This is a genomic window from Nodosilinea sp. FACHB-131 (assembly GCF_014695395.1).
Lineage (GTDB): Bacteria > Cyanobacteriota > Cyanobacteriia > Phormidesmidales > Phormidesmidaceae > Nodosilinea.
This window is the reverse complement of the sequence record NZ_JACJOF010000027.1, coordinates 542,440-562,764: the sequence shown is the minus strand read 5'-3', so window position 1 is coordinate 562,764 and position 20,325 is coordinate 542,440. Positions and strand designations below refer to the sequence as shown.

Sequence of the window (20,325 nt, the reverse complement as noted above, 5' to 3'; positions counted from 1 at the left end):
GAGAGGCCCTATGGCACATCTGCTGCACATTGATTCTAGTCCGCGGGACGATCGCTCCCACTCTCGCCGCATGACCCGCGAATTTGTCGAAGCCTGGCAACAGACTCATCCCCATGACACCGTCACCTACCGCGATGTCGGTCGCCAGCCCGTACCCCATGTGGATGAACCCTGGATTGTTGCCGCCTATACGCCAGAGGAGCAGCGCACGCCGGAGCTACGGGAGGCGCTCAGGGTGAGCGATCGCCTGATCGACGAACTCATCGCCGCCGATACTCTAGTCGTCGGTGTACCCATGTACAACTTCAGCGTGCCCAGCACCTTCAAAGCCTACATTGACCAAATCGTTCGCACTAGCCGCACCTTCGCCATCGACCCTGAGGATGCCGAAGACCCCTATAAACCGCTGCTCCACGGCAAAAAAATGTTTGTGATCACCGCCCGGGGAGCCTCCGGTTTTGGCCCCGGCGAGCGTTACGGCCACATGAATCACCAAGATCCGTACCTACGGGTGGCATTTGGGTTCATTGGCATCACCAACATCACCTTTGTGCATGTCGAAAACGATGAGCACAGCAGCGAAAGCTTAGCTGCCTCCATTGCAGCAGCCCAGGCCCAGGTGGCAGAACTGGTTGCCGCCTGATAAGGCCTTTGACTCAAATAGCGGGTGTGATTTCAAAGATCGAGCTTTCGTCACCATCACACCCTCAATTTCCCATCAGGAGCCACTATGCCCCCTATTGATGCTGGATTCGCTCTCAAACTCTGCACTGCCCTCGGTTGTGGACTAGTTGCTGGAGTCTTCTTTGCCTTTTCTACCTTTGTAATGCAAGCCCTAGGCCAGCAACCACCGGCCCAGGGCATTGCCACCATGCAGTCGATCAACATCACCGTGATCAATCCCTGGTTTATGGGTGTGCTGTTTGGCACAGCAATAGGCTGTTTGGTGCTGGTCATCACCTCACTGATCAAGGGCAACCCACCTAGCGCCAGGTATCTGCTCATTGGCAGCCTACTCTACCTGCTCGGCACCATTCTCGTTACCATCGCCTTCAACGTGCCGCTCAACGATGCCTTGGCAGCCGTCAGCCCAGATAGTGCTGAGGGCGCAACCCTCTGGGTCAAGTACCTCACCAACTGGACGCTGTGGAACCACGTTCGCACCGTAGCAGCCCTAGCGGCAGCGGCATTGCTCACTATCTCTCTCAATCCGTAGGGTGGTTGTCCACCATCTATTTGCAGCGGCAACGTTTGGGATGTAACAGTTTGTGCGATCGCCCCACCACCCCGTTGACACTTCTATTTAGTACATTTAACCTATCAGTTAATTAACTGCGCGGTTAAATACAACTGAATGCCCACCGACCCACTGAGCGTCACCTTTGCAGCCCTAGCAGATCCCACCCGGCGCGCCATTTTGGCGCGGCTCACCCAGGGCGAAGCCTCGGTCACCGAGCTAGCTAAACCCTTTCAAATGAGCCTACCCGCTATCTCTAAGCACCTCAAAGTGCTAGAACGCGCCGGCTTGATCACCCGCAGCCAAGAGGCACAATGGCGACCCTGTCGTCTAGAAGCCGACCCTTTGCAAGATGTCGCCAGTTGGATCGGGCAATACCGTCAGTTTTGGGAGGAGAACCTCGATCGCCTAGACGACTACCTGACCAAGCTCCAAGCCGAACCGCAAACTCAGGAGAACCCCAATGGCTAACGCTTCGACATCCACCCCTCAGTCTGACCGCGAAATTGTCATTACCCGTTTGTTCAATGCCCCCCGCGACCTGGTGTGGCAGGCCTGGACCGATCCGGCTCACATTGCCCAGTGGTGGGGGCCAGAGGGTTTTACCACTCGCGTTGAGGAAATGGACCTCCGGCCCGGCGGCCAATCGCGCTACGTCATGGTCGGTCCCGACGGCACCGAGTATCCCGTCCAGGGCGTGTTTCGTGAAGTCGTGCCTCCAGAACGTATCGTCACCACCGACGAGTTTGGCGAGGGTTACGAAGAAATTACCGACATCGACCTGCCCCAGGGCATGGTGATAACAATCTTATTTGAAGATTTAGGCGACCAAACCAAGCTCGCCCTCCACATTTCGCACCCCACCGCCGAAGAGCGCCGCAAGCACGAAGAAATGGGCGTGGTTGCCGGCTGGAACTCTACCCTCGACTGCCTGGCCGAGCATTTGACAGGCGTTACAGCTTAATGGGCAGCAAACGAAAATCTTTTGGCTAAGCAGCCATCAATTCAACCATTGTAATTAGGAGAGCACCATGACCTATGTTGATGGGTTTGTTTTAGCGGTTCCTACAGCTAATAAAGCTCTATATAAGCAGCACGCAGAAACCGCAGCTCAAGTGTTCAAAGAGCACAGCGCCACCAAACTGGTGGAGTGCTGGGTCGATGACGTTCCTGAGGGCGAAGTGACGTCATTTCCCCTAGCCGTCAAACGTCAGGACGATGAGACGGTTTGTTTTTCTTGGATCATCTGGCCCTCACGGCAAGTCAGAGATGAAGGCATGCAGAAGGTCATGGACGATCCGCGCATGCAGCCTGAAGCAACAGGGGCTGAAATGCCCTTCGACGGCAAGCGCATGATCTACGGCGGCTTTGAGATGATTGTTGAGGTGTAGTTTGGGCTAGAGCGATCGCTCTCCTTATCCGTTAGAAAAAATCATGCCCAGTCTTGCTATGACAGTGCCCCTCTAGGGTTTAGTCGGCTTTATTCTGTGGACAATTGCCGTTGTTGTGCTCCTACTAAGGTTGTTCTGCTAATTGTCCGCCGGCATTCATATAACGGGCTTGAACACAAATGGGCAAGTGATCAGCCTAGGCGTTGAGTTCATTTGTCTCATTGCCTGATTGCGCTGGCTGTCTTTAAATCTCGTGAGCTGGACAAGTACTTGAGTACTGTGTAAAGTTAACTCCGCGTTCAAAAATTGCTCTTTTAGGAGATCGATATTGTGGCTCGTGCCTACCGATGGTTCTTTGGGTTAGCCGTCAGCGGCTTGGTTGCGATGCCGCTACCGCCTGCCGCTGCTCAGTCCAGCGTGGAGCCGATCGCACCGACGATCGCTCAGCAAACGGCCAGTGTAGAAGCTCAATTTGCTCAACACTTTCAAGCCCTGGGAGTGGAAGGGGCGATCATCATCCACGATCTGAACCAGAACGTGACCTATGAGCACAATCGCGATCGCAATCGCCAAGCCTTTCTGCCCGCTTCTACCTTCAAAATTCTCAACTCGCTAATTGCGCTTGAAACTGGAGTAATCGCCAACGATCTGGCTATCTTGACCTGGGATGGCGTTGAGCGCATGGTGCCCGCCTGGAATCGAGATCAAAACATGCGAACAGCGTTTAACCTGTCCGCCGTCTGGTTTTACCAGGTGCTAGCGCGGCGGGTGGGGCACGATCGCATGCAGCAGTGGGTCAATGAGGCAGGCTATGGCAACCAAACCATTGGTAGCCCCGATGCGATCGACAGCTTCTGGCTAGAGGGCGACCTACGCATTACACCCCAGCAGCAGATTGAGTTCTTGCAACGCCTGCACCGCAACGAATTGCCTTTTTCAGAGGCGACAATAGCTACGGTCAAAGACATTATGATCGCCGAGCGCACCCCCGACTATACGCTGCGCACCAAAACCGGCTGGGCTGGCTTGGGAGAGGCCGATCAACCGCAAATTGGTTGGTACGTCGGCTATCTCGAACGGGGGGACAACGTCTACCTGTTTGCCACCAACATCGACATTCGCCGTGATGCCGATGCCCCAGCCAGGCTTGAGCTGACCCGCCGCTGCTTTGAGAGCCTAAATCTTTTGTAGCGTAGTCCAGACCGCCGAAAACCTGACTCCATACCGGGAGCAAGCAGATCTGATATGGCCACCATTTACTACACGGCTACTAGCTTAGATGGTTTCATTGCCGACCCCAATAATTCCCTCGACTGGCTATTTCAGTTCGGTGAGCTAGAGCCGAACACATTTGACGATTTTTTGGCGGGGGTAGGTGCGATCGCCATGGGCTCCACCACTTACCAGTGGATCTATGACCACGATTTTTCTGCTGAGGCAGAGACCCCCCAACCCTGGCCCTACAAAGTACCGGCCTGGGTCTTCACCTCGCGCCAGCTGCCAACAATTGAGAATGCCGACGTTCGTTTTGTCAGTGGCGATGTCAAGCCCTTTCACCAGGAGATGGCGGTCGCCGCTGGCGACAAAAATGTGTGGATTGTCGGCGGCGGCGATCTGGCGGGCCAGTTCTACGATGCTGGCCTACTCGATGAAATGGTTGTTCAGATTGCCTCGGTCACCCTAGGCGGCGGCGCTCCCCTGTTTCCGCTGCGGATCGATCCACCCCTAAAGCTGCTGTCAGCCAAAACCTACGGTCACAACTTCGTGGAACTGCACTACCAGGTTCCAAGCCGATAAAAAGATCAGGCAATTTCACGCCTGCCTAAACTGACACCCTTGAAGATTCATTTCGCCTCTCGACAGATTAGTACACAAAAACTATATTAGTTGGGCGGCTAGCCAACGTTGAATCAGCAGGTAACAACCATGCCTGAGTCAAGCACCATTACCCTGCGGCCCGCTACCTTAAGCGACCTAGGCCTACTTCGCCACTGGGATGAGCAGCCCCAGGTGATCGCTGCCGACCCCAACGACGACTGGGGTTGGGAGGTAGAGCTAGCCCGCACCCCCACCTGGCGCGAGCAGCTCATTGCTGAGCTTGGCGATCGCCCGATCGGCTTTATTCAAATCATTGATCCGGCCCAGGAAGACAGCCACTACTGGGGCGACATACCGGCCAATTTGCGGGCGATCGACATTTGGATTGGCGAAGCTACTGAGTTGGGCAAGGGCTACGGCACCACCATGATGCGGCTGGCCCTAGCTCGCTGCTTTGCCGAGCCACTAGTGACGGCGGTGCTGATTGACCCGCTGACCAGCAACACCCGCGCCCACCGTTTCTATGAGCGGCTTGGGTTCAAATTTGTGGAACACCGCCGATTTGGCGACGACGACTGCTCAGTCTATCGCCTTGATCGAGCCGATTGGGCCGATGCAACACCGGATCCGGAGAGCATAGCCAATGTCGATCGCTGAGCAACGCGTCATTCCAGCGCTGCGCATTACTCAGTACGAGCGCAGCAAGTTATTTTATCTCGACCAGCTTGGCTTTGAGCTGGAGTGGGAACATCGCTTCGAGCCGCATTTTCCCGTGTTTATGTCTGTGGCCCGTGATGGTATGCGGCTCTACCTATCAGAGCACCAGGGCGATTGCCAGGTCGGCGGTCTAGTGCATTTTGTCGTTGAAGACGTCGCGGCTTGGTATCAGGAATTTCGCCAGCGCGCGGTATCTGTCACCTATCCGCCCAACTATGACCTGGGCTTTTGCCAAATGACTATTACCGACCCCGACGGCAACCAGTTGAGATACATGGAACCCACAAGCAAGGGAGCCTAACTCAGCATTCGGTTCAGACAATAGGCAACCACTTCACTTTACGAGGCAACCACATGGTTAGTAGGCTCAAACCACCTGGGGCGACAATAATTCCAACCCTGCGATACAACGATGTAGCGGCGGCAGTGGAATGGTTGTGCAGAGCCTTTGGCTTTGAAAAACATCTTGTCGTGCTGGAGGATGACGGCACCGTTGCCCACGCCGAACTTACCTTTGGCAACGGCATGATCATGGTCGATCCAGCCCGCGACGACGCCTTTGGCCAGCTGCAAAAGCCCCCTGGTCAAGCTGGAGCGGTTGTCTGTCAGAGCCCGTACATCATTGTCGATGGGGTTGACCAGCACTATGCCGATGCGATCGCCGCCGGAGCAGAAATTGTGGTTGATATCCAGGACCAAGATTATGGTGGCCGCGACTATTCGTGTCGAGATCCTGAGGGTTACCTGTGGAATTTCGGCACCTACGACCCGTGGAGCACTACATCCCCCGACGAAGTAGCGGCTTAGCTCAACGCGCAACACATCCAGTTGAGGGGACCGCTATGCAAGTAAATCCCTATCTATTTTTCGATCGCACCCCTCGGACGATCAACCGCGGCTACCTAAACTGCTTGCGTTAAACCGTAAGGCGAACCAGTTTGCCCATGCTGGACTGGTTTGACCCAGGCAAACTGCTTCTATCTAAACTTGTCAGGCTGAGACTTTATGACCCTTGAAGAGCTACAAACTGAACTTGCCGAGATCAACCGCTTGGTGTCTAACTTACAAACGTCTGCGGTTTTAGAGAAATACTACGCCGAGAACGTCGTCATGATTGAGGGAGATGGAACGGTGACCTCAGGTAAAGCAGCCTGTCGCCAGGGTAGAGAGATCTTCTTTAAGGACATGCTGGTTGAGTCTAGGCAGTCACAGTTTATTAGCCAAGATGTCGCTGTTTCGGCAGATCAAGATTACGACTTTGTCGTTGTCTCTAACTGGTACAACGATTTCACAATAAAAGTTGGCGATCAGTTAATCGAAAATAAAAGCAACCAGCTTTCAATTGGCTTTTGGAAGGATGGATTAGTTGTTAAAGAGAGCTACAACTATCCTGTCATGTCGATCAGGCAATAACCTCTCCACAATCCTCGGATTTTCACACCGAAGCCGCGTAGAATCCAGAGCTGTCAATATTGTCAGGCCACAACATCCCATCAATCGGAATGTTGTGGCTTGGCCTACAGGGCACGGACAACAGACCCTACCGTTATCGACATCGCAGGGCGATCGCTCGATCAGAGTTTTGCCGAGAGGCTGAAAGCATTAGAGCACAGGGCTTTAAAGGTATGCCCGATCGCTGAAGTTGCAGGTTGTAGTCCTAAAAACGATCGCACCTTGTCTGCTTGCAGTATCTTGTAGTACGATGTAGCATATTGAGGCGCGATGCTTATGCGCCTTCAAAGTTATGCAGACATAGTTGCTCAGGCTAATGACAAGCTCTGGCAGCCTGTTGGCGCCGAAAAGGCGCAGCAGGCTGGTGTGGTTTTGCGGGTAAAGACCTTTGCGGGTCGGTCATCGCCAAAACGGTCGCGTTTCCAGTCTTAACCGCCGAGCGCTAACCACCCAGCCGAGAAAAATCATGCTGCTCTACCTTCGCATCCCCGATTACTCCAAAGATAAAAGCTCCAATCCGCCGATTCCTGAGCCGACAAACGTTCTGCTGCAGAACTCGATTGATCGCCATCACCAAGCAACTGCGAGCAAACTTTACCAACGCGCCAGGGAGGACTATTTTTGTCAACGACGTTTAATTCTCTGATCTAAACTCCAGATTTGGCCGTTTCGGCTCCCTTGCTCTTAGCTTCAGCGATCGCAGTTTTGCCGCTGTTGCGATCGCGCAGCACTTGAGCTTTAGCCACCAAATCTTGGAAGAAGTCAGTTTCAACAATCTCTTGCACCTGCTTTTGGCGCTTGGTTTCATCGATTTCAATCCGGAGGTCGCGCACCTGCTGCTTCAGCTTTTGTTCGCGGCTGTAAACTTGCTGAGCCATGCGGTCAAACACGCGGGCGAGCTGACCAATTTCGTCGGTGCGGCGGGCGATCGCCCCTAGCTGACCCAGCTCAAACCTCTCAGCCTCGATGGCGGCGGCCGTGCGAGCAATGCCGAGCACCGGGCGGGCAATCAGGCGATCGGCCATCAGCACCGCCGCCCCAGCTGTTAGTCCTGTAAAAACAGCGATCACTCCCAGCAGAGTGCGCTTGTTGCGGTTGACCTCCACCAGATAGCTCGACTCGGGTATGACCGTGCCTACTACCCAGTCCAGCTGCTCTAGGGGGGTAAACGAAATCGAGTAGCGCTCCCCGGTAGCCGGGTCTTTAAAGGAGAAGCGCTGCAATTCGTCTAAACCCTCTAAGTCAATTCCCTGATCTCGCAGGGTTTGGCTGGCAATTCTCAGCAGCGAGTTTTCTACCGTATCAAGCTGCTGAAGGTGAGGGTCGGCGGCATCTTGCCCTTGGGTTGGCATCACTTCGGCCACGTCGGTAGAGGCAATCAACTCCTGCTGAGCATTGACAATAAAGGCCTCGCCCCTGTGACTACCCTTTAACTGCTCCAAATAGTGCGAGAGCTGAGTGAGTTCAATACCCACTCCAATCACCCCCCACACGTCCCCTTGAGAATTGACCAAGGCCGTAGTGGCATCTAACCCTGGACTTTTGGTCGTGCGGTAGACGTACACTGTCCAGGCTCGTTTTTGAGGTGACTCCAGGGCGCTCCTATACCAGGGGCGATCGGGGGCAAAGAACGATGGCTCCATTTTGTAGGTTTCAGTTTCCACTGGCGTGAACCCCTCAGCTTCAGCGCTGTAGGTATTCACCGTAGCCGTCGTACTTTGGCTTTTCTCATCCCAATCGCGCAGGTGAAAGTGCAGATTGCCATCAGGCGTGCGCTGAGCGCCAAAAAAATCGCCGTTGGCTTCGCCGTACTGCACCCAGGTAAAGTTGGGGTTAGCTCGCAACACGCTGAGCAAAAACAGCTCTCGATCCGTAGGATTGGTCAGATCGATCAAATTCTGTCCCAGGCTGCTGTTCAAGAGTGACTGCGCCGACTCTGCATTGTTAAACAGCTTCTCCACCTCTTGGGAGGTACCTAGAGTGATCTCCTGGTTCACCTGGTCAACAATGGTGTCAATGTTGCGCTTTGACACCAGCGACCAGGGCACGTAGACGATCGCCGCCGTCGTCCCCACCGTCAGCAGCATGGCTCCCACAAGGGTGGCTTTAAGACCGGGCGGTTTAGGAAAGCGAAGGGGCATGGGGAGGGGTAGGTAGAAGGCAGAGAGTAAATTGAGTGGTGAAAGCGAGAAGTCAGTGAGACAGGTGCCTACCACCTCATCTCTCTACTGCTCGCGCTCCGCCACCAGAGCTGTAGCCGCCATCCCCGTGTGCACAATGCCCAGGGTACGGAAGGGATCCATCAACGGGTCAATGGCAATAAATAGAACGAGCACCGCTTCTAAAGGAAGCTTGAGAGGATCCAGCACCAGACCCAGCATAGTGAGGGTAAGAATGCCCGTCACCCCAGAAGTGGCCATCCCCGCCAGAATAGAGCCCACAATTACTATGCCCAGACCAGCTAGTCCTAAATCGCGCTGATAGAGCTGCACCACAAATAGTGTGGCGGAGGCAAAATACACCACTGAGCCAAAGCGACACAGGGTAATAGCCAGGGGCGTTACCAGGTTTGTAGTTTGCGAATTGAATTTGAGGTGATCGCTGAGGCTAGTGATTGCCGCCGGCAGGCAAACTAAGCTGCTGGAGGTAGCCAGAGACAGAATGGTGGGATCTTTAAGGGCCAGCAGAGTGGGCCATAGCCCGGCCCCCGATCGCCGCCAGATCACCAGGGTGCTGATCAGGTAGATCAGGGCAAAGGTTGCGATCGCCACCACCACAAAGTCGACCATCGACAGCAGTACCTCTATTCCCACTTGAGATAGTTGGTAAGCCAGCAGACTGCACAGCCCGAAAGGCAGCAGATACGTTAACCCATAGATCACTTTGTTGAACGCTTGGTAAAGGCTGTCGAGGATATCAAATAGGGCAGCCGTGGTAGAGGCTTTGACCAAGCCCAGCGAAACCCCAAAAATCATGGCAAACAGCAGCACCTTTAGGGTTTGACCTTCGCTGAGGGCCGCAAAGATATTGTCGGGCACCATGCTGTTAACCAGGGTATTAACGTCGCTCCCAGAAGCTTCCGGTAGGGGTCCACTCAGGGCCATTTCCAGATCGACGCCCGACTGGTTGACCAACACCCCCAGCGTTTGCAAGGTATCTGTGGTGAGGTTGCGACCAGGGCCAGCTAGGGCGGCGATCGCGACGGCGATCGCGCTCACCCCTAGCAGACTCAGTGGAAATACCACCACAATGCGCTGCACATATTGCCGGGCATCGTGGCTCTGCATCAGTCGCCCCAAGCTGTTGGTAATGGCCGCCAGCAAAATCGGCAGCACGCACATCTTCAGTAGCCCTAAATAAAGCGTGCCAAAGGGCGCAATCCACAGGGCCACCTGAGGCTGGGTGGTGCCAATCAGTACGCCCAAGCCACCGCTGATCAAAATGGCCCAAGGGCTACGCAACCACTCAGCAGAGACCCGGCGGGGAATGTAGGCTTTCAGAGGAACCATGGGTGTTGTCAAATATTAGGGTTGCGGCGAGCTTTGGGCAGCCCAATAGGCGGCATATTCATCCAGCACCGTATCTACGGTGTATTGGGCCGTCAGAGTATCTAGGTACTGATCGACAAAAGCGAGTAGATGGGCACTGCTCCAGGGCAGCACCACAGCTAATGAGTCTTGAGTATCGGTCAGGGCAATAGTTTGCAGCTTCAGAGCCGCATCGGGCCGGTTGCGCACCACCTTCTTTACTTCCAGCTCATCCCGGTAGGCAGCCAAAATGTCGCCCTGCACCACCGCCTCCACAACGTCTTCCCAGGTGGGGTATTCCACAATGGTGGCTTGGGGAAACTTCTGCTTCAAAAAACCCACGTAGGATGATCCCTTAATTACCCCCACCTGGCCGCGCAGATCGCGAATGGTTTCAACTATCGATCGCCCCTGGGTTTGCTCCGCCATTTGCAGACGGTTCACCAGCAACCCCTGGCGCATGCGTAAGTAGGGCCGCGAAAAGCGCACTCGCTGCGCCCGCTTTAGGGTGCGGCTAATTTTAGAAATCGCTAAATCGGCCTTCTGGCCATAGACCGTGTCAACCACCTGGTCAAAGGTTTGGGCCGAGCGGGTAATGTCCAAGCTCACCCCTAGCTGGTCAGCCAGGGCGCGGGCCAGTTGAATATCCAACCCACTAAGCTGTTCTGTCGTCTGCATAAAAAACGGTGCATTGTCTTGGCCCAGCACCGCCACCGTCAGCTTGCCTCGCTCCAAAATACCTTGAATATCCGGTGGCATCGCCGGCAGTTGCACTGGGGCTGGGGCAGAAGCAGCTGGTCGAGCCTGAACAGATCCGGTGGCACGAGTCGCGGTGGCATTGGTGCTAGTAGCTGCCTTGGGGGCTGCCTGAGCCCCATCGCTAAAACAGAGGGTTAAACCTAAACAGATCGGCAGCACGAATCCAAGCGCCAAATTACTTAGCCACTCGCTGGTTATCGCCCCCCTAAACCTCGTCCAAATTCTGAGGTAAGGATCCCGAATTATCACTATTTTTTGAGCCATGCGTTCTCCTAGGCGGCTTGCCAGAGCGGCAGAGACCGAACGCCCCAGGCCAAATCCAGCGTGATGTCGGCCACTACCTCTAACGGATCCACCCAGGGCAACGGAAGCGATGGCATTTGGGCGAATGCCACAGACAATTCTGTGCAACCCGCTATTACTACCTCGGCTCCTTGGGTTTTCAGCCAGCTTGTCGCCTGCTCCAATACAGTCAATGCTTTGATAGATACCTGGGTCCCTGTGGTTTTTATTCCCCAATCGGGGTGGTAGATCGACTGCATCACCAAATCTTGCCAGGGAGACTGCGGCTCAAAACCCATGGGGGTGAGCCCCATCTGACTTAAGCTGCCGTTGTACAAGCCGCACTGCACCGTACCGTCGGTGGCCAGCACTCCAATCCGCTGCACGTTGGGGTAGGCCTGGCAGACATAACTTGTGGTGCAGGCCATCAGGTGAATCCAGGGAATACTGACTTGGGCCTGGACCTGGTCGTAGACACCATGGGCCGTGTTACAGGTCACGATTAAAAAGTCAGCCCCGGCTCGCTCCAGCAGTTGGGCATAGCGCACCAGATCCGGCACGCAGTCGGGCCCAGTGCCCTGCAAGCTGGCCGTGCGGTTGGGAATCGTGGTGCCGTTAACCAGTAGCCACACGGGATGATCTTGATCCCCCTTGGCACCCCGGCTCACATTTCGCTGAATCAACCGCTGCTCAAACTGCACATGGGCCATCGGGCCAAGGCCGCCTAAGATTCCCGGTACAGCGACTTGTCGATTTGGGGAGGGTAGCGGCGCAGTCATGGAGATCCTTAGATGAGTCTTAGGTCAGAACAGCTAATGACCTTTAGAGGCTGCGTTCCTAGCTGGCAGCAACTAACGGGTCAGTTAAAGGCATTCCACCGCCATTTCTATAACAATGCTTTTGACTAAAAAGGGGAAGTATGACCAAGGGTTCTGAGCACAAACCAATCCAGCACGGGGTTCAGTAGGGCGGTGTGACCCGTTACAGACACTGACGGAGAATGGCTACGCCATACCTATCAATAGCCTTGGCACAAAAGCTCTGCCTGAGATTGCCCAGGAGAGTCAAATGAATAGCGGCCATAAGGCGCAGAATTTAGCAATTTAGCCAAAAACCCCTAAGTTTTAACGATCAGCTGAGAAAATAGGTCTGTTTTCTAAGGGCAATTACCCATGCATCAAAAAAGGAGCCCTCTGTAGAGAGCTCCCATAAAGTTCACAGCGATCGCTTGAGCGGCTTACAGCGTTTTAGTCTCTAGGGGCAAAAATACCGTCAGCACTTCGCCAGCCTGGGGACGCTGCCGCACGATGAGTTTGCCGCCCAAGGCCTGAAACAAATTCTTGGTGGCGTTGAGGTTGAGGCTAAGTCCCCCAGTTTCGGGCTGAAACATGAGCAACTGCCCCAAGGCCTTAAAGGGCGATGAGAAGGGATCATGCTTGAGCTGGTCATCACTACCGGTGGGGGGCAGCGACTGAAACTGAAGCTTGAGCTGGTGCCCAGCTAGGGTGACCGCCAGCTCAATGTGACTGTACGGGGGCAAGCTGTGGGTAAAGCGATCGATTAACCCAGTTAGCACCTGGGTCAGCATGGCCGGGTCGCTGTTCACCATGGGCAGGCAGGGGGGTACATTCACCGTCAGACTGAGGTTGCGGCGACTGGCCTGCTGCTGCCAGCGAGGAATGGCATCGTCAAAGAGCTGGTTGAGGGAAATGGCTGACAGAGGCGATCGCGGTCTAGCCGTCCGATCGGTCTCTAGTTCCACAGCCCGAAAAATCAGGCTAAAGCGATCGATCTGCTGAGTGCATTCGCGATCGATCAGCCGCAGCCGCTTACCCACTTCATCACTGATATCTTTGCGCTTCAGCAGCGATCGCGTCAGTGTGCGAATTGTCGTTAAGGGCGTACGAATTTCGTGGGCCATCGCCTTGAGCAGTTCGGTGTCGGGGCTGCTCTCCGCGGCGGGCTCAGGATTTGCGTCAGTCGCACTGCCGAGCACAGATTCAAAATGAGGGGGCGAGTCAGTCTGAAAAGCTGCCACGGTAGGGCGAGCGGGCAGCGCTAAGGCCGGCATGGTCACAGCCGATCCGTGGACCTCAGCCTCTGCTGTTCCATGGGGCAGATGGCGCAGTTGTGCCATGAGCAAATGGCTGTAGCGAGTTACCAGACGACAGTCGGGCTCGACGGGAGGAAACTGGTCGATCAGGCGATCGAGGGCCGGCACCAAAGGGGGACGGGTAGCCATAACGCGATCGCGCAAGCGCTGCCAGCCCTGCTCCACCACTTCAGGGGCAAAGGAAAACTGAAACTGAGGTAACCCGTGGGCATCGTAGCCCAACACCAATAGTAGGCTGATGTGCTGGGTTAGCAGCAGACAAAACCGTTCTCCCACTAACGGGTCACTGCCGGTTAGGGGCACCATCTGCAGATCACAGGCGGGAGCTGCGGCTGCACCCTTTCCTTGCCCCGGCAGCAGAGGGCGGGTTACGGCCAGAATCTGCTCCAGCTGTTCGGGCACCAAAAGCCAGTGAGCTAACCGCTGCCCCTTGAGGCGATCGGGCAGCACCGGGAACGGCCCTGACAGCACCCCTCCCATCAGCGGCATTAGCCCGCCCGCCTCTGCCGATACAGAGTCTGGAGGAAGTTCGAGTAGCAGTCTGATTAGAGCTGTGAGACCACTCAGCCACTCTTGCTCAGCCTGAATGTGGGCCTGGGGCACGCTAGAGCCGGCTCCAGGCTGCCAATAGGCATCCTCTGGCCATTGGCCAGAGGGAACCTGCTGCTCACTGAGCAACGGACTAAGGGGTAGAAACTGCTGCACCAAGGCGTCACCTGTCTCTGCGATCGGCCAACTACGGCACTTAAGCCACAGTCAGCAGGTTGCCCACTCCAGACAACCCACCGTCTATTACGAGACTACGCCCTTAATCATGATTGAGCTATGGGTAGAACCGAACGGAAACCCGGCCAACCTATCCAAACCAGCTCGACGGAATGGGCTCAGCCTCAATCCGTTCGGCAATAGGGCGACGCTGCTCAATCTCAGGTCGACCCAGCAAAGCCTCAATTCCTTGGTGAATCAGCTGATTGATCTGATTGTGCTGTTCAGAAGAGTAGCAGTGCCCCGACGGGGCCATATCGCAGGCAGTGCTGCTGTCCATCGTGACGTAAACCACCGGCAGCCGAGATAGAACATAGGCCGTCAGTTTTTGCCGCAGTTCAGGAACCGCAAAAACCTGGCGATATTCATAGAGCGGATAGGCCGCTAAAATAGCGTCGATTTTATCCGTTACGATCGGTAAAGTTAGGTTGACAATGGTCTGAGCCATTCGAATTAACTCCAGGAGTATTGGGCGGCAAGATCAAGAGTAGGTACTTCACTCACAGACTAGGGATCAATCTAAACAAGTTAAGAAAAGCCTGTGAGCAAGATCAAAGAGTTGAAAAACTGGTTCACCAGATAGACCAGCTCAGCTTGAGGATTGATTTGAAGCGACGGCTAGAGCCGGTTATTAGAAATGTCTAAAGCTTTGAAGTGAAGCACCTCCTAACTGACCTTAGATATTCCCTATATATGTGCGCCAATGGCGATCCCCCTATGTAAGTTTTAGGAAAAAATCATTTTTCTCTTGCGAACGATTATAAAAACTACGTAAACTGAATCGTTTCTCAATCATTGTTTTTTCGGGCAGGAGTGTTGTTCTCCTAGCTATTACGTTGCGTGATCTACTGGGCAAAGATTGACTCAATCAAGAAAAAATGTGGTAAGCAGTGGCATTACGACAGATTGTTTTATTGATATGTGGCGGCATGCACCCGCCTAGCTACACGGGGCAGATTTTGGCCGCGATCGCCAGAGATGAGGTGTTGAGTCGTCACAGTCAGACTGTCTGCGCGCCCCAGCATGGGTTGGACGTGCTCTTGCCTTTTGCCCTACGCCAGACTCTTAAAGGCAGGGCTGAATCGAGCTGTGAGCCGGCAAAAGCATCAAGTACCAGCTCCTTGAGAAATACCCTGGACAGCACCCCTCCTGGAGATGCCCCGCCAGCGCTCATCATTTGGGCGTTTAGCGCCGGCTGCGTTGGGGCGGCTGCCCTGGCTACTCACTGGCAACGTTATCAAGCTCCGGTGCTGGCCCTCTTGATGGTGGATGGCTGGGGAGTCCCCCGCGACCCTGAGGTGCCAACCTATCGGCTCAGCCACGATCGCACAACCCACCACACCTCCCGCTGTTTGGGAGCAGGAGAGATCGATTTTTACGCAGACCCGGCCGTGCCGCATCTCCACCTGTGGCAGCATCCTCAATCGGTAGTGGGTTGGGCCGCTGCGCCGGGGAAGACTAAGGAACGCTTGACCGCTGCCGATTTTCTATGCCAGCGATCGCGCCATGCCATCGACTGCTACACCGCCGGTTCATTGTTGAATATCAACACCCCATAACCAGGTGGCCCAAAGTAAGCCCTGTGGCGACGATGACCCTAGCCTCTGCTGCTAATATGATGAGGAAATGTTCTTCATTTAACAGCATTTAGCACCACGATTCCTGTAAAGCAGCGGCGGTGAGCCTATTCACTGCCCGTGTGGCCTGAGGGAGAAAATGTTCTGACTTTATTTTCTTCTTAACTCATGCAACCTAGCCCTAGCCCAACTCAAGCACCCGCCGCTATGACAACTCCCATTGCCGCTCCTAACAGTGTTCTCGTGCGCCGCGCCTCTGGCGCTTTTGCCCTGATCGACAGTCTCAGACGGCACGGTGTAGAGCATATTTTTGGCTATCCGGGTGGGGCTATTTTGCCTATCTATGACGAGCTGTACCGAGCCGAAGCCGCTGGGGGCATCAGTCATATCCTAGTGCGCCATGAGCAGGGTGGAGCCCATGCCGCTGACGGCTACGCTCGCGCTACAGGGAAAGTGGGAGTCTGCTTTGGCACCTCTGGCCCTGGCGCTACCAACCTGGTCACCGGCATTGCCACCGCCCAAATGGACTCGATTCCCATGGTGGTGATTACCGGCCAGGTGCCCAGCCATGCGATCGGCAGCGATGCCTTTCAAGAGACCGATATTTTCGGCATTACTCTGCCCTTGGTTAAGCATTCCTACGTTGCTCGTACCCCTGACCAAATTCCACGCATGGTGGCGGAGGCCTTTTACATTGCCCAAACCGGTCGTCCTGGCCCGGTGCTGATCGACATTCCTAAAGACGTTGGTCTAGCGGATTTTGATTACGTGCCTGTGGAGCCTGGCCAGGTAAATCTGCCCGGCTACAAACCTACCATTAAGGGTAATCCCCGCCAGGTCAATCCCGCTTTGCGCCTGCTGCGTCAGAGCGAACGCCCTCTGCTTTACGTGGGTGGCGGTGCCATTACCGCTAACGCCCATGCCGAAATTCGCCAACTGGCAGAATATTTTCAAATCCCTGTGACCACTACGCTGATGGGTAAGGGCGCTTTTGATGAGCATCACCCCTTAGCCCTTGGCATGTTGGGCATGCACGGCACCGCTTACGCCAACTTTGCCGTCAGTGAGTGCGATCTGCTGATTGCCGTAGGCGCTCGCTTTGACGATCGCGTTACCGGCAAGCTAGACGAGTTTGCCTCCCGCGCCCAGGTTATCCACATCGATATTGACCCGGCTGAGGTGGGCAAAAATCGCGCTCCCCAGGTGCCGATTGTGGGTGATGTGAAGCAGGTGTTGACCACCATGCTCATCCGCCTAGAGGAAGAAAATCAGCTGCCTCCCCCTAACCAAACGGCGGCCTGGCGCGATCGCATCGATCGCTGGAAGCGCGACTATCCCCTGGTGGTGCCCACTTATCCTGACGAGCTATCTCCCCAGGAAGTGATTCACGAACTCGCTATTCAGGCTCCCCACGCCTATTTCACCACCGATGTGGGGCAGCACCAAATGTGGTCAGCTCAGTTCTTGAAGAATGGTCCCCGCCAGTGGGTGTCAAGCGCTGGGCTAGGCACCATGGGCTTTGGTATGCCCGCCGCTCTGGGGGTACAAGTGGCGCTGCCCAACGAAACAGTGATCTGCATCAGCGGCGACGCTAGCTTCCAAATGAACCTGCAAGAGCTAGGCACCCTGGCTCAGTACAACATTCCAGTCAAAACAGTGATTGTGAACAACGGCTGGCAGGGCATGGTGCGCCAGTGGCAGCAGGCCTTCCACGGCGAGCGTTACTCCTCTTCTAATATGGAAGTGGGGATGCCTAACTTTGAGGTGTTAGCCCAGGCCTATGGCATCAAGGGCATGGTGGTGCGCGATCGCGACCAGCTCACCCCAACGGTGGCGGCGATGCTGGCCCACGACGGCCCCGTACTGCTCGACGTGCGCGTGCGCCGCAACGAAAACTGTTACCCCATGGTGGCCCCTGGCAAAGGCAATCACCAAATGATCGGTCTACCTGAGGTACATGGCACTGGCAGTAGTACAGGTCTGACACCCTGTGTTAGCTGTGGGCACCAAAATGTCTCAACCAGCAACTTCTGCTCGGAGTGCGGCACAAAGCTATAGAGCATAAAAACATCATTTAAGGTTGTAGAAAGGTTCAAGATTTAGAGAGTGATCTTAACTTTTTGGACCTTAAACTCTAGCCCTTAAATGACTCATTCATTTTGCCGGTTGATGGCTCAAATTTTTCAGAATGCAGTATCCTGACTTCAGTTTCATTACTGGTGTGGGTCATCTATGTCTGCTGCGCTGAAATCCTATGTGCCCCGTCCGGTGCCGTCTCGGCCTAGGGCAGCGACAGCACATGCCCAAAGCTCCGCCACTCGACCAGCAGAGGTTAGGCCGGGGGTTTCTGCGCCAGTGGTGCTGCCCCAGGCCCCAGGCTTAAATTCTAAGAGCCCACTAGTGCGGCGACTGGCCCAGCTGCATCTAGTGTCATCAGCGCTGACTGCGTCTTTAGTAGCGCTGACCCTAGTGAGCTATGGCACGTCGGTCTATGTCAATCGCCAGCTCAATCAGGCCAGTCAGCAGCTCAATCGCCTGCAGCGCAACGAGCAGCAGCTCATCACCGCCAATGAGGTGCTTAAAAATCATTTAGCCCAGCAGGTGGAGGGGAGTGACATGGGCTTTCAGCCACCTCAGCCGGGCAGCGTCATCTTTCTCAAGCCGGCGCAGCAGGCTGCTGTGGCGATGCCGACTCCCGTACCAACATCGCTCATGGGACGATTGGCGCTACCCAAGGTGGATGTCCCTTTAGGTTATTAGGCCCTAGCCTCACCATTTACCTGCGTTGCACCCATGGCTAGCTCTGCCTACTCTAACCGTCGCCGCCGTCGCCGCAAACAGCCTCGCCCACCGGCGGTAGTTCCCTTCAACCCAGCAGCCAACCGGGTCAGAATCTTGTTGGTGTGGGGGTTGCTGGTGCTGTCGCTGGTTGCGATCGCAGGGCGGTTGGCCTGGCTACAGCTAGCCCAGGGTGACAGCTTATCGAGCTTGGCCCAGCAGCAGCGGCTCACATCGCCCGTAGAGCGGCAGGTGCGGCATTCTATTGTCGACCGGCAGGGCAATGTGATTGCCGTCGATCGTGTGGTCTACACGCTCTATGCCCATCCTCAGCTGTTTGATCTATCAATTCCAGAGATGGCAGCGACCCTCAGCCCGCTGCTAGAAAGCCCAGAGTCCAATCTAATTAGCCAGTTTAGCCAACAGCCGACCGGCATTCGGCTCGCTGACGGGCTACCCGAAGCAACGGTCGATCGCCTGCGCGCTTTGCGCCTCAACGGGCTCGAACTACACCCCCAGCAGCAGCGCTTTTATCCTCAGCAGCAGCTGTTCGCCCCCATCGTCGGCTTTGTCAATTTTGACGGGCAGCCCCAGGCAGGTTTAGAAATTGCCTATCAAGACCAGCTGGCACTCACGCCAGCCGAAGCGGTATCTCCAGCTGAGACGGAAACTACTTTAGACACCTATGGGCCTCCAGCGCCTGGTTCTAGCACAGAGGCTGCCGTCAATGACAAAGCCTCCCCAGGGGGGGATCGCTCTGTAGATCAACCTAATAAAAATACTGAAAGCAACACCGCTAGCTCGGAGCTAGACAGCACCGCCAGCCTGCGCCTCACCCTCGACAGTCGCCTACAGCGGACTGCCCAGCAGGAGCTACAGGCAGTGGTCGATCGCCACAACGCCAAACGCGGCACGGTAATGGTAATGGAGGCCCAAACCGGTGAAATGCTCGCCTTGGCCAGTGTGCCCACCTACGACCCCAACCAGTATTTCAAAACTGACCCCGAAGCCCTCAAGACCTGGGCTGTGAGCGATCTCTACGAACCTGGCTCCACCTTTAAACCAATTAATATTGCGATCGCCCTAGAAGCTGGACTCATCAGCCCCGACGAAGTTGTTAACGACAGCGGCCAAATGCAGTTTGGCGAATGGAAGATTAGAAACCACGACTACGCCACCGCTGGCGGTCGCGGGCCGATTTCTATCACTGACGTTCTGAAGTATTCCAGCAACGTGGGCATGGTGCGCATCATGCAGAAGATGCCCGCCGCCGATTACTTTACCTGGCTTCAGCGCCTCAGCCTCGATCGGCCCACCGGCATAGATTTACCCGCAGAAGCCACCGCTCAGATGAAAGACCGTGAGCAATTTGTTCGCAGTCGAGTCGAGTCAGCCACCACCGCCTTTGGCCAAGGCTTTTCGCTATCGCCGATTAAGATGGTGCAACTGCTTGGCACCCTGGCCAACGGCGGCAAGCTAGTCACTCCTCACGTAGTCAGCGGTATGGTTACCGAAGCTGACAACGAGGTGTGGGCTCCAGACCGTCCCCAGCCCAAGACCGTCTTTTCGCCCGAAACCACCCAGCAGGTGCTCACCATGATGGAGGCCGTAGTCAGCGAGGGCACTGGCGATGCTGCCAAGTTATCCGGCTACCGCATTGGGGGCAAAACCGGTACGGCCCAAAAGGCGACTGTATCGGGGGGCTATGGCCGAGGCCGAGTCACCAGTTTTGTAGGCATCTTACCCATCGAGTCACCCCAATACGTGGTGCTGGCCGTGATCGACGAACCCCAGGGAGACGATGCCTATGGTTCAACGGTCGCTGCTCCGCTGGTTAAGAAGGTGATCGAAGCGCTGGTGGTGCTTGAAGGGGTACCACCCAGTGCCGCTGCTACCCCTTAGCAGGGCG

The 20,325-nt window shown here is 55.4% G+C and carries 21 protein-coding genes; 15 read left to right on the top strand and 6 right to left on the bottom strand.

All coding sequences use genetic code 11. From position 1 onward, the window contains the following. Positions 1 to 10 precede the first annotated feature (10 nt). The 11 genes from H6F75_RS18910 to H6F75_RS18860 all read left to right on the top strand — a co-directional run bounded on the left by H6F75_RS18910 (position 11) and on the right by H6F75_RS18860 (position 6,576). Positions 11 to 643, top strand: a complete 633-nt coding sequence (locus tag H6F75_RS18910) for an NAD(P)H-dependent oxidoreductase (RefSeq protein ID WP_190753975.1) — start codon at positions 11 to 13, stop codon at positions 641 to 643. Positions 644 to 730: 87 nt separating this feature from the next. Next, positions 731 to 1,216, top strand: coding sequence for an anthrone oxygenase family protein (locus H6F75_RS18905; protein ID WP_190753974.1), 486 nt, complete (start codon positions 731 to 733; stop codon positions 1,214 to 1,216). A 138-nt stretch (positions 1,217 to 1,354) separates the two neighbouring features. Further along, complete coding sequence (locus H6F75_RS18900; protein ID WP_190753973.1) at positions 1,355 to 1,708, top strand: metalloregulator ArsR/SmtB family transcription factor; 354 nt, start codon at positions 1,355 to 1,357, stop codon at positions 1,706 to 1,708. Next, positions 1,701 to 2,201 carry an SRPBCC domain-containing protein gene (locus H6F75_RS18895; RefSeq protein ID WP_190753972.1) on the top strand — a complete coding sequence of 167 codons (501 nt, stop codon included), beginning with the start codon at positions 1,701 to 1,703 and terminating at the stop codon, positions 2,199 to 2,201. Before H6F75_RS18900 ends, H6F75_RS18895 begins: the two co-directional genes overlap by 8 nt. Positions 2,202 to 2,268: 67 nt before the next feature. Beyond that, positions 2,269 to 2,628, top strand: a complete 360-nt coding sequence (locus H6F75_RS18890) for a DUF1428 domain-containing protein (protein WP_190753971.1) — start codon at positions 2,269 to 2,271, stop codon at positions 2,626 to 2,628. Positions 2,629 to 2,958: 330 nt separating this feature from the next. Continuing rightward, the gene (blaOXA, locus tag H6F75_RS18885) at positions 2,959 to 3,819 is read left to right on the top strand and encodes a class D beta-lactamase (RefSeq protein WP_347710675.1); all 861 of its coding nucleotides are present in this window, start codon (positions 2,959 to 2,961) and stop codon (positions 3,817 to 3,819) included. 54 nt (positions 3,820 to 3,873) lie between these two features. Next, the gene (locus H6F75_RS18880; protein WP_190753970.1) at positions 3,874 to 4,425 is read left to right on the top strand and encodes a dihydrofolate reductase family protein; all 552 of its coding nucleotides are present in this window, start codon (positions 3,874 to 3,876) and stop codon (positions 4,423 to 4,425) included. Positions 4,426 to 4,554: 129 nt separating this feature from the next. Beyond that, on the top strand, positions 4,555 to 5,103 hold the full coding sequence (locus tag H6F75_RS18875; protein ID WP_190753969.1) for a GNAT family N-acetyltransferase: 549 nt from the start codon (positions 4,555 to 4,557) through the stop codon (positions 5,101 to 5,103). After that, entirely contained in the window at positions 5,090 to 5,464 is a 375-nt protein-coding gene (locus tag H6F75_RS18870) for a glyoxalase superfamily protein (RefSeq protein ID WP_190753968.1), read from the top strand. Before H6F75_RS18875 ends, H6F75_RS18870 begins: the two co-directional genes overlap by 14 nt. 53 nt (positions 5,465 to 5,517) lie before the next feature. Next, positions 5,518 to 5,970, top strand: a complete 453-nt coding sequence (locus tag H6F75_RS18865) for a VOC family protein (protein WP_190753967.1) — start codon at positions 5,518 to 5,520, stop codon at positions 5,968 to 5,970. A gap of 198 nt (positions 5,971 to 6,168) precedes the next feature. Next, on the top strand, positions 6,169 to 6,576 hold the full coding sequence (locus H6F75_RS18860) for a hypothetical protein (RefSeq protein ID WP_190753966.1): 408 nt from the start codon (positions 6,169 to 6,171) through the stop codon (positions 6,574 to 6,576). 686 nt (positions 6,577 to 7,262) lie between these two features. On the opposite strand, the gene H6F75_RS18855 is transcribed toward H6F75_RS18860, so the two are convergent. The 6 genes from H6F75_RS18855 to H6F75_RS18830 form a co-directional block, all read right to left on the bottom strand. After that, positions 7,263 to 8,756 carry a cache domain-containing protein gene (locus H6F75_RS18855; RefSeq protein ID WP_190753965.1) on the bottom strand — a complete coding sequence of 498 codons (1,494 nt, stop codon included), beginning with the start codon at positions 8,754 to 8,756 and terminating at the stop codon, positions 7,263 to 7,265. Positions 8,757 to 8,840: 84 nt separating this feature from the next. Beyond that, positions 8,841 to 10,124, bottom strand: coding sequence for a cation:dicarboxylase symporter family transporter (locus tag H6F75_RS18850; protein WP_190753964.1), 1,284 nt, complete (start codon positions 10,122 to 10,124; stop codon positions 8,841 to 8,843). Between the two features lie 15 nt (positions 10,125 to 10,139). Further along, a complete protein-coding gene (locus tag H6F75_RS18845; RefSeq protein ID WP_190753963.1) occupies positions 10,140 to 11,075 on the bottom strand; it encodes an ABC transporter substrate-binding protein in 936 nt (311 codons plus the stop codon). A 98-nt stretch (positions 11,076 to 11,173) separates the two neighbouring features. Further along, the gene (locus H6F75_RS18840; RefSeq protein WP_190753962.1) at positions 11,174 to 11,962 is read right to left on the bottom strand and encodes an amino acid racemase; all 789 of its coding nucleotides are present in this window, start codon (positions 11,960 to 11,962) and stop codon (positions 11,174 to 11,176) included. A 458-nt stretch (positions 11,963 to 12,420) separates the two neighbouring features. Further along, positions 12,421 to 14,001 carry a HAMP domain-containing sensor histidine kinase gene (locus H6F75_RS29040; protein WP_190753961.1) on the bottom strand — a complete coding sequence of 527 codons (1,581 nt, stop codon included), beginning with the start codon at positions 13,999 to 14,001 and terminating at the stop codon, positions 12,421 to 12,423. A gap of 151 nt (positions 14,002 to 14,152) precedes the next feature. Continuing rightward, positions 14,153 to 14,509: a hypothetical protein gene (locus H6F75_RS18830; RefSeq protein ID WP_190753960.1), complete on the bottom strand. Its 357-nt coding sequence runs from the start codon at positions 14,507 to 14,509 to the stop codon at positions 14,153 to 14,155. 481 nt (positions 14,510 to 14,990) lie between these two features. On the opposite strand from H6F75_RS18830, the gene H6F75_RS18825 reads away from it, so the two are divergent. The 4 genes from H6F75_RS18825 (at position 14,991) to H6F75_RS18810 (ending at position 20,318) form a co-directional block, all read left to right on the top strand. Next, on the top strand, positions 14,991 to 15,620 hold the full coding sequence (locus H6F75_RS18825; RefSeq protein ID WP_190753959.1) for a hypothetical protein: 630 nt from the start codon (positions 14,991 to 14,993) through the stop codon (positions 15,618 to 15,620). A gap of 225 nt (positions 15,621 to 15,845) precedes the next feature. After that, positions 15,846 to 17,696 carry a biosynthetic-type acetolactate synthase large subunit gene (gene ilvB, locus H6F75_RS18820; RefSeq protein WP_190753958.1) on the top strand — a complete coding sequence of 617 codons (1,851 nt, stop codon included), beginning with the start codon at positions 15,846 to 15,848 and terminating at the stop codon, positions 17,694 to 17,696. 174 nt (positions 17,697 to 17,870) lie between these two features. Beyond that, complete coding sequence (locus H6F75_RS18815; protein ID WP_190753957.1) at positions 17,871 to 18,398, top strand: hypothetical protein; 528 nt, start codon at positions 17,871 to 17,873, stop codon at positions 18,396 to 18,398. 33 nt (positions 18,399 to 18,431) lie between these two features. Further along, positions 18,432 to 20,318, top strand: coding sequence for a penicillin-binding protein 2 (locus tag H6F75_RS18810; RefSeq protein ID WP_190753956.1), 1,887 nt, complete (start codon positions 18,432 to 18,434; stop codon positions 20,316 to 20,318). Positions 20,319 to 20,325: the final 7 nt, after the last annotated feature.

Excerpts from the sequence above, each read along its gene's own strand:
- H6F75_RS18910 (WP_190753975.1), top strand. The coding sequence starts at position 11 with ATGGCACATCTGCTGCACATTGATTCTAGTCCGCGGGACGATCGCTCC.
- H6F75_RS18905 (WP_190753974.1), top strand. The coding sequence starts at position 731 with ATGCCCCCTATTGATGCTGGATTCGCTCTCAAACTCTGCACTGCCCTC.
- H6F75_RS18900 (WP_190753973.1), top strand. The coding sequence starts at position 1,355 with ATGCCCACCGACCCACTGAGCGTCACCTTTGCAGCCCTAGCAGATCCC.
- H6F75_RS18895 (WP_190753972.1), top strand. The coding sequence starts at position 1,701 with ATGGCTAACGCTTCGACATCCACCCCTCAGTCTGACCGCGAAATTGTC.
- H6F75_RS18890 (WP_190753971.1), top strand. The coding sequence starts at position 2,269 with ATGACCTATGTTGATGGGTTTGTTTTAGCGGTTCCTACAGCTAATAAA.
- H6F75_RS18880 (WP_190753970.1), top strand. The coding sequence starts at position 3,874 with ATGGCCACCATTTACTACACGGCTACTAGCTTAGATGGTTTCATTGCC.
- H6F75_RS18875 (WP_190753969.1), top strand. The coding sequence starts at position 4,555 with ATGCCTGAGTCAAGCACCATTACCCTGCGGCCCGCTACCTTAAGCGAC.
- H6F75_RS18870 (WP_190753968.1), top strand. The coding sequence starts at position 5,090 with ATGTCGATCGCTGAGCAACGCGTCATTCCAGCGCTGCGCATTACTCAG.
- H6F75_RS18865 (WP_190753967.1), top strand. The coding sequence starts at position 5,518 with ATGGTTAGTAGGCTCAAACCACCTGGGGCGACAATAATTCCAACCCTG.
- H6F75_RS18860 (WP_190753966.1), top strand. The coding sequence starts at position 6,169 with ATGACCCTTGAAGAGCTACAAACTGAACTTGCCGAGATCAACCGCTTG.
- H6F75_RS18855 (WP_190753965.1), bottom strand. The coding sequence starts at position 8,756 with ATGCCCCTTCGCTTTCCTAAACCGCCCGGTCTTAAAGCCACCCTTGTG.
- H6F75_RS18850 (WP_190753964.1), bottom strand. The coding sequence starts at position 10,124 with ATGGTTCCTCTGAAAGCCTACATTCCCCGCCGGGTCTCTGCTGAGTGG.
- H6F75_RS18840 (WP_190753962.1), bottom strand. The coding sequence starts at position 11,962 with ATGACTGCGCCGCTACCCTCCCCAAATCGACAAGTCGCTGTACCGGGA.
- H6F75_RS18830 (WP_190753960.1), bottom strand. The coding sequence starts at position 14,509 with ATGGCTCAGACCATTGTCAACCTAACTTTACCGATCGTAACGGATAAA.
- H6F75_RS18825 (WP_190753959.1), top strand. The coding sequence starts at position 14,991 with ATGCACCCGCCTAGCTACACGGGGCAGATTTTGGCCGCGATCGCCAGA.
- ilvB (WP_190753958.1), top strand. The coding sequence starts at position 15,846 with ATGACAACTCCCATTGCCGCTCCTAACAGTGTTCTCGTGCGCCGCGCC.
- H6F75_RS18815 (WP_190753957.1), top strand. The coding sequence starts at position 17,871 with ATGTCTGCTGCGCTGAAATCCTATGTGCCCCGTCCGGTGCCGTCTCGG.
- H6F75_RS18810 (WP_190753956.1), top strand. The coding sequence starts at position 18,432 with ATGGCTAGCTCTGCCTACTCTAACCGTCGCCGCCGTCGCCGCAAACAG.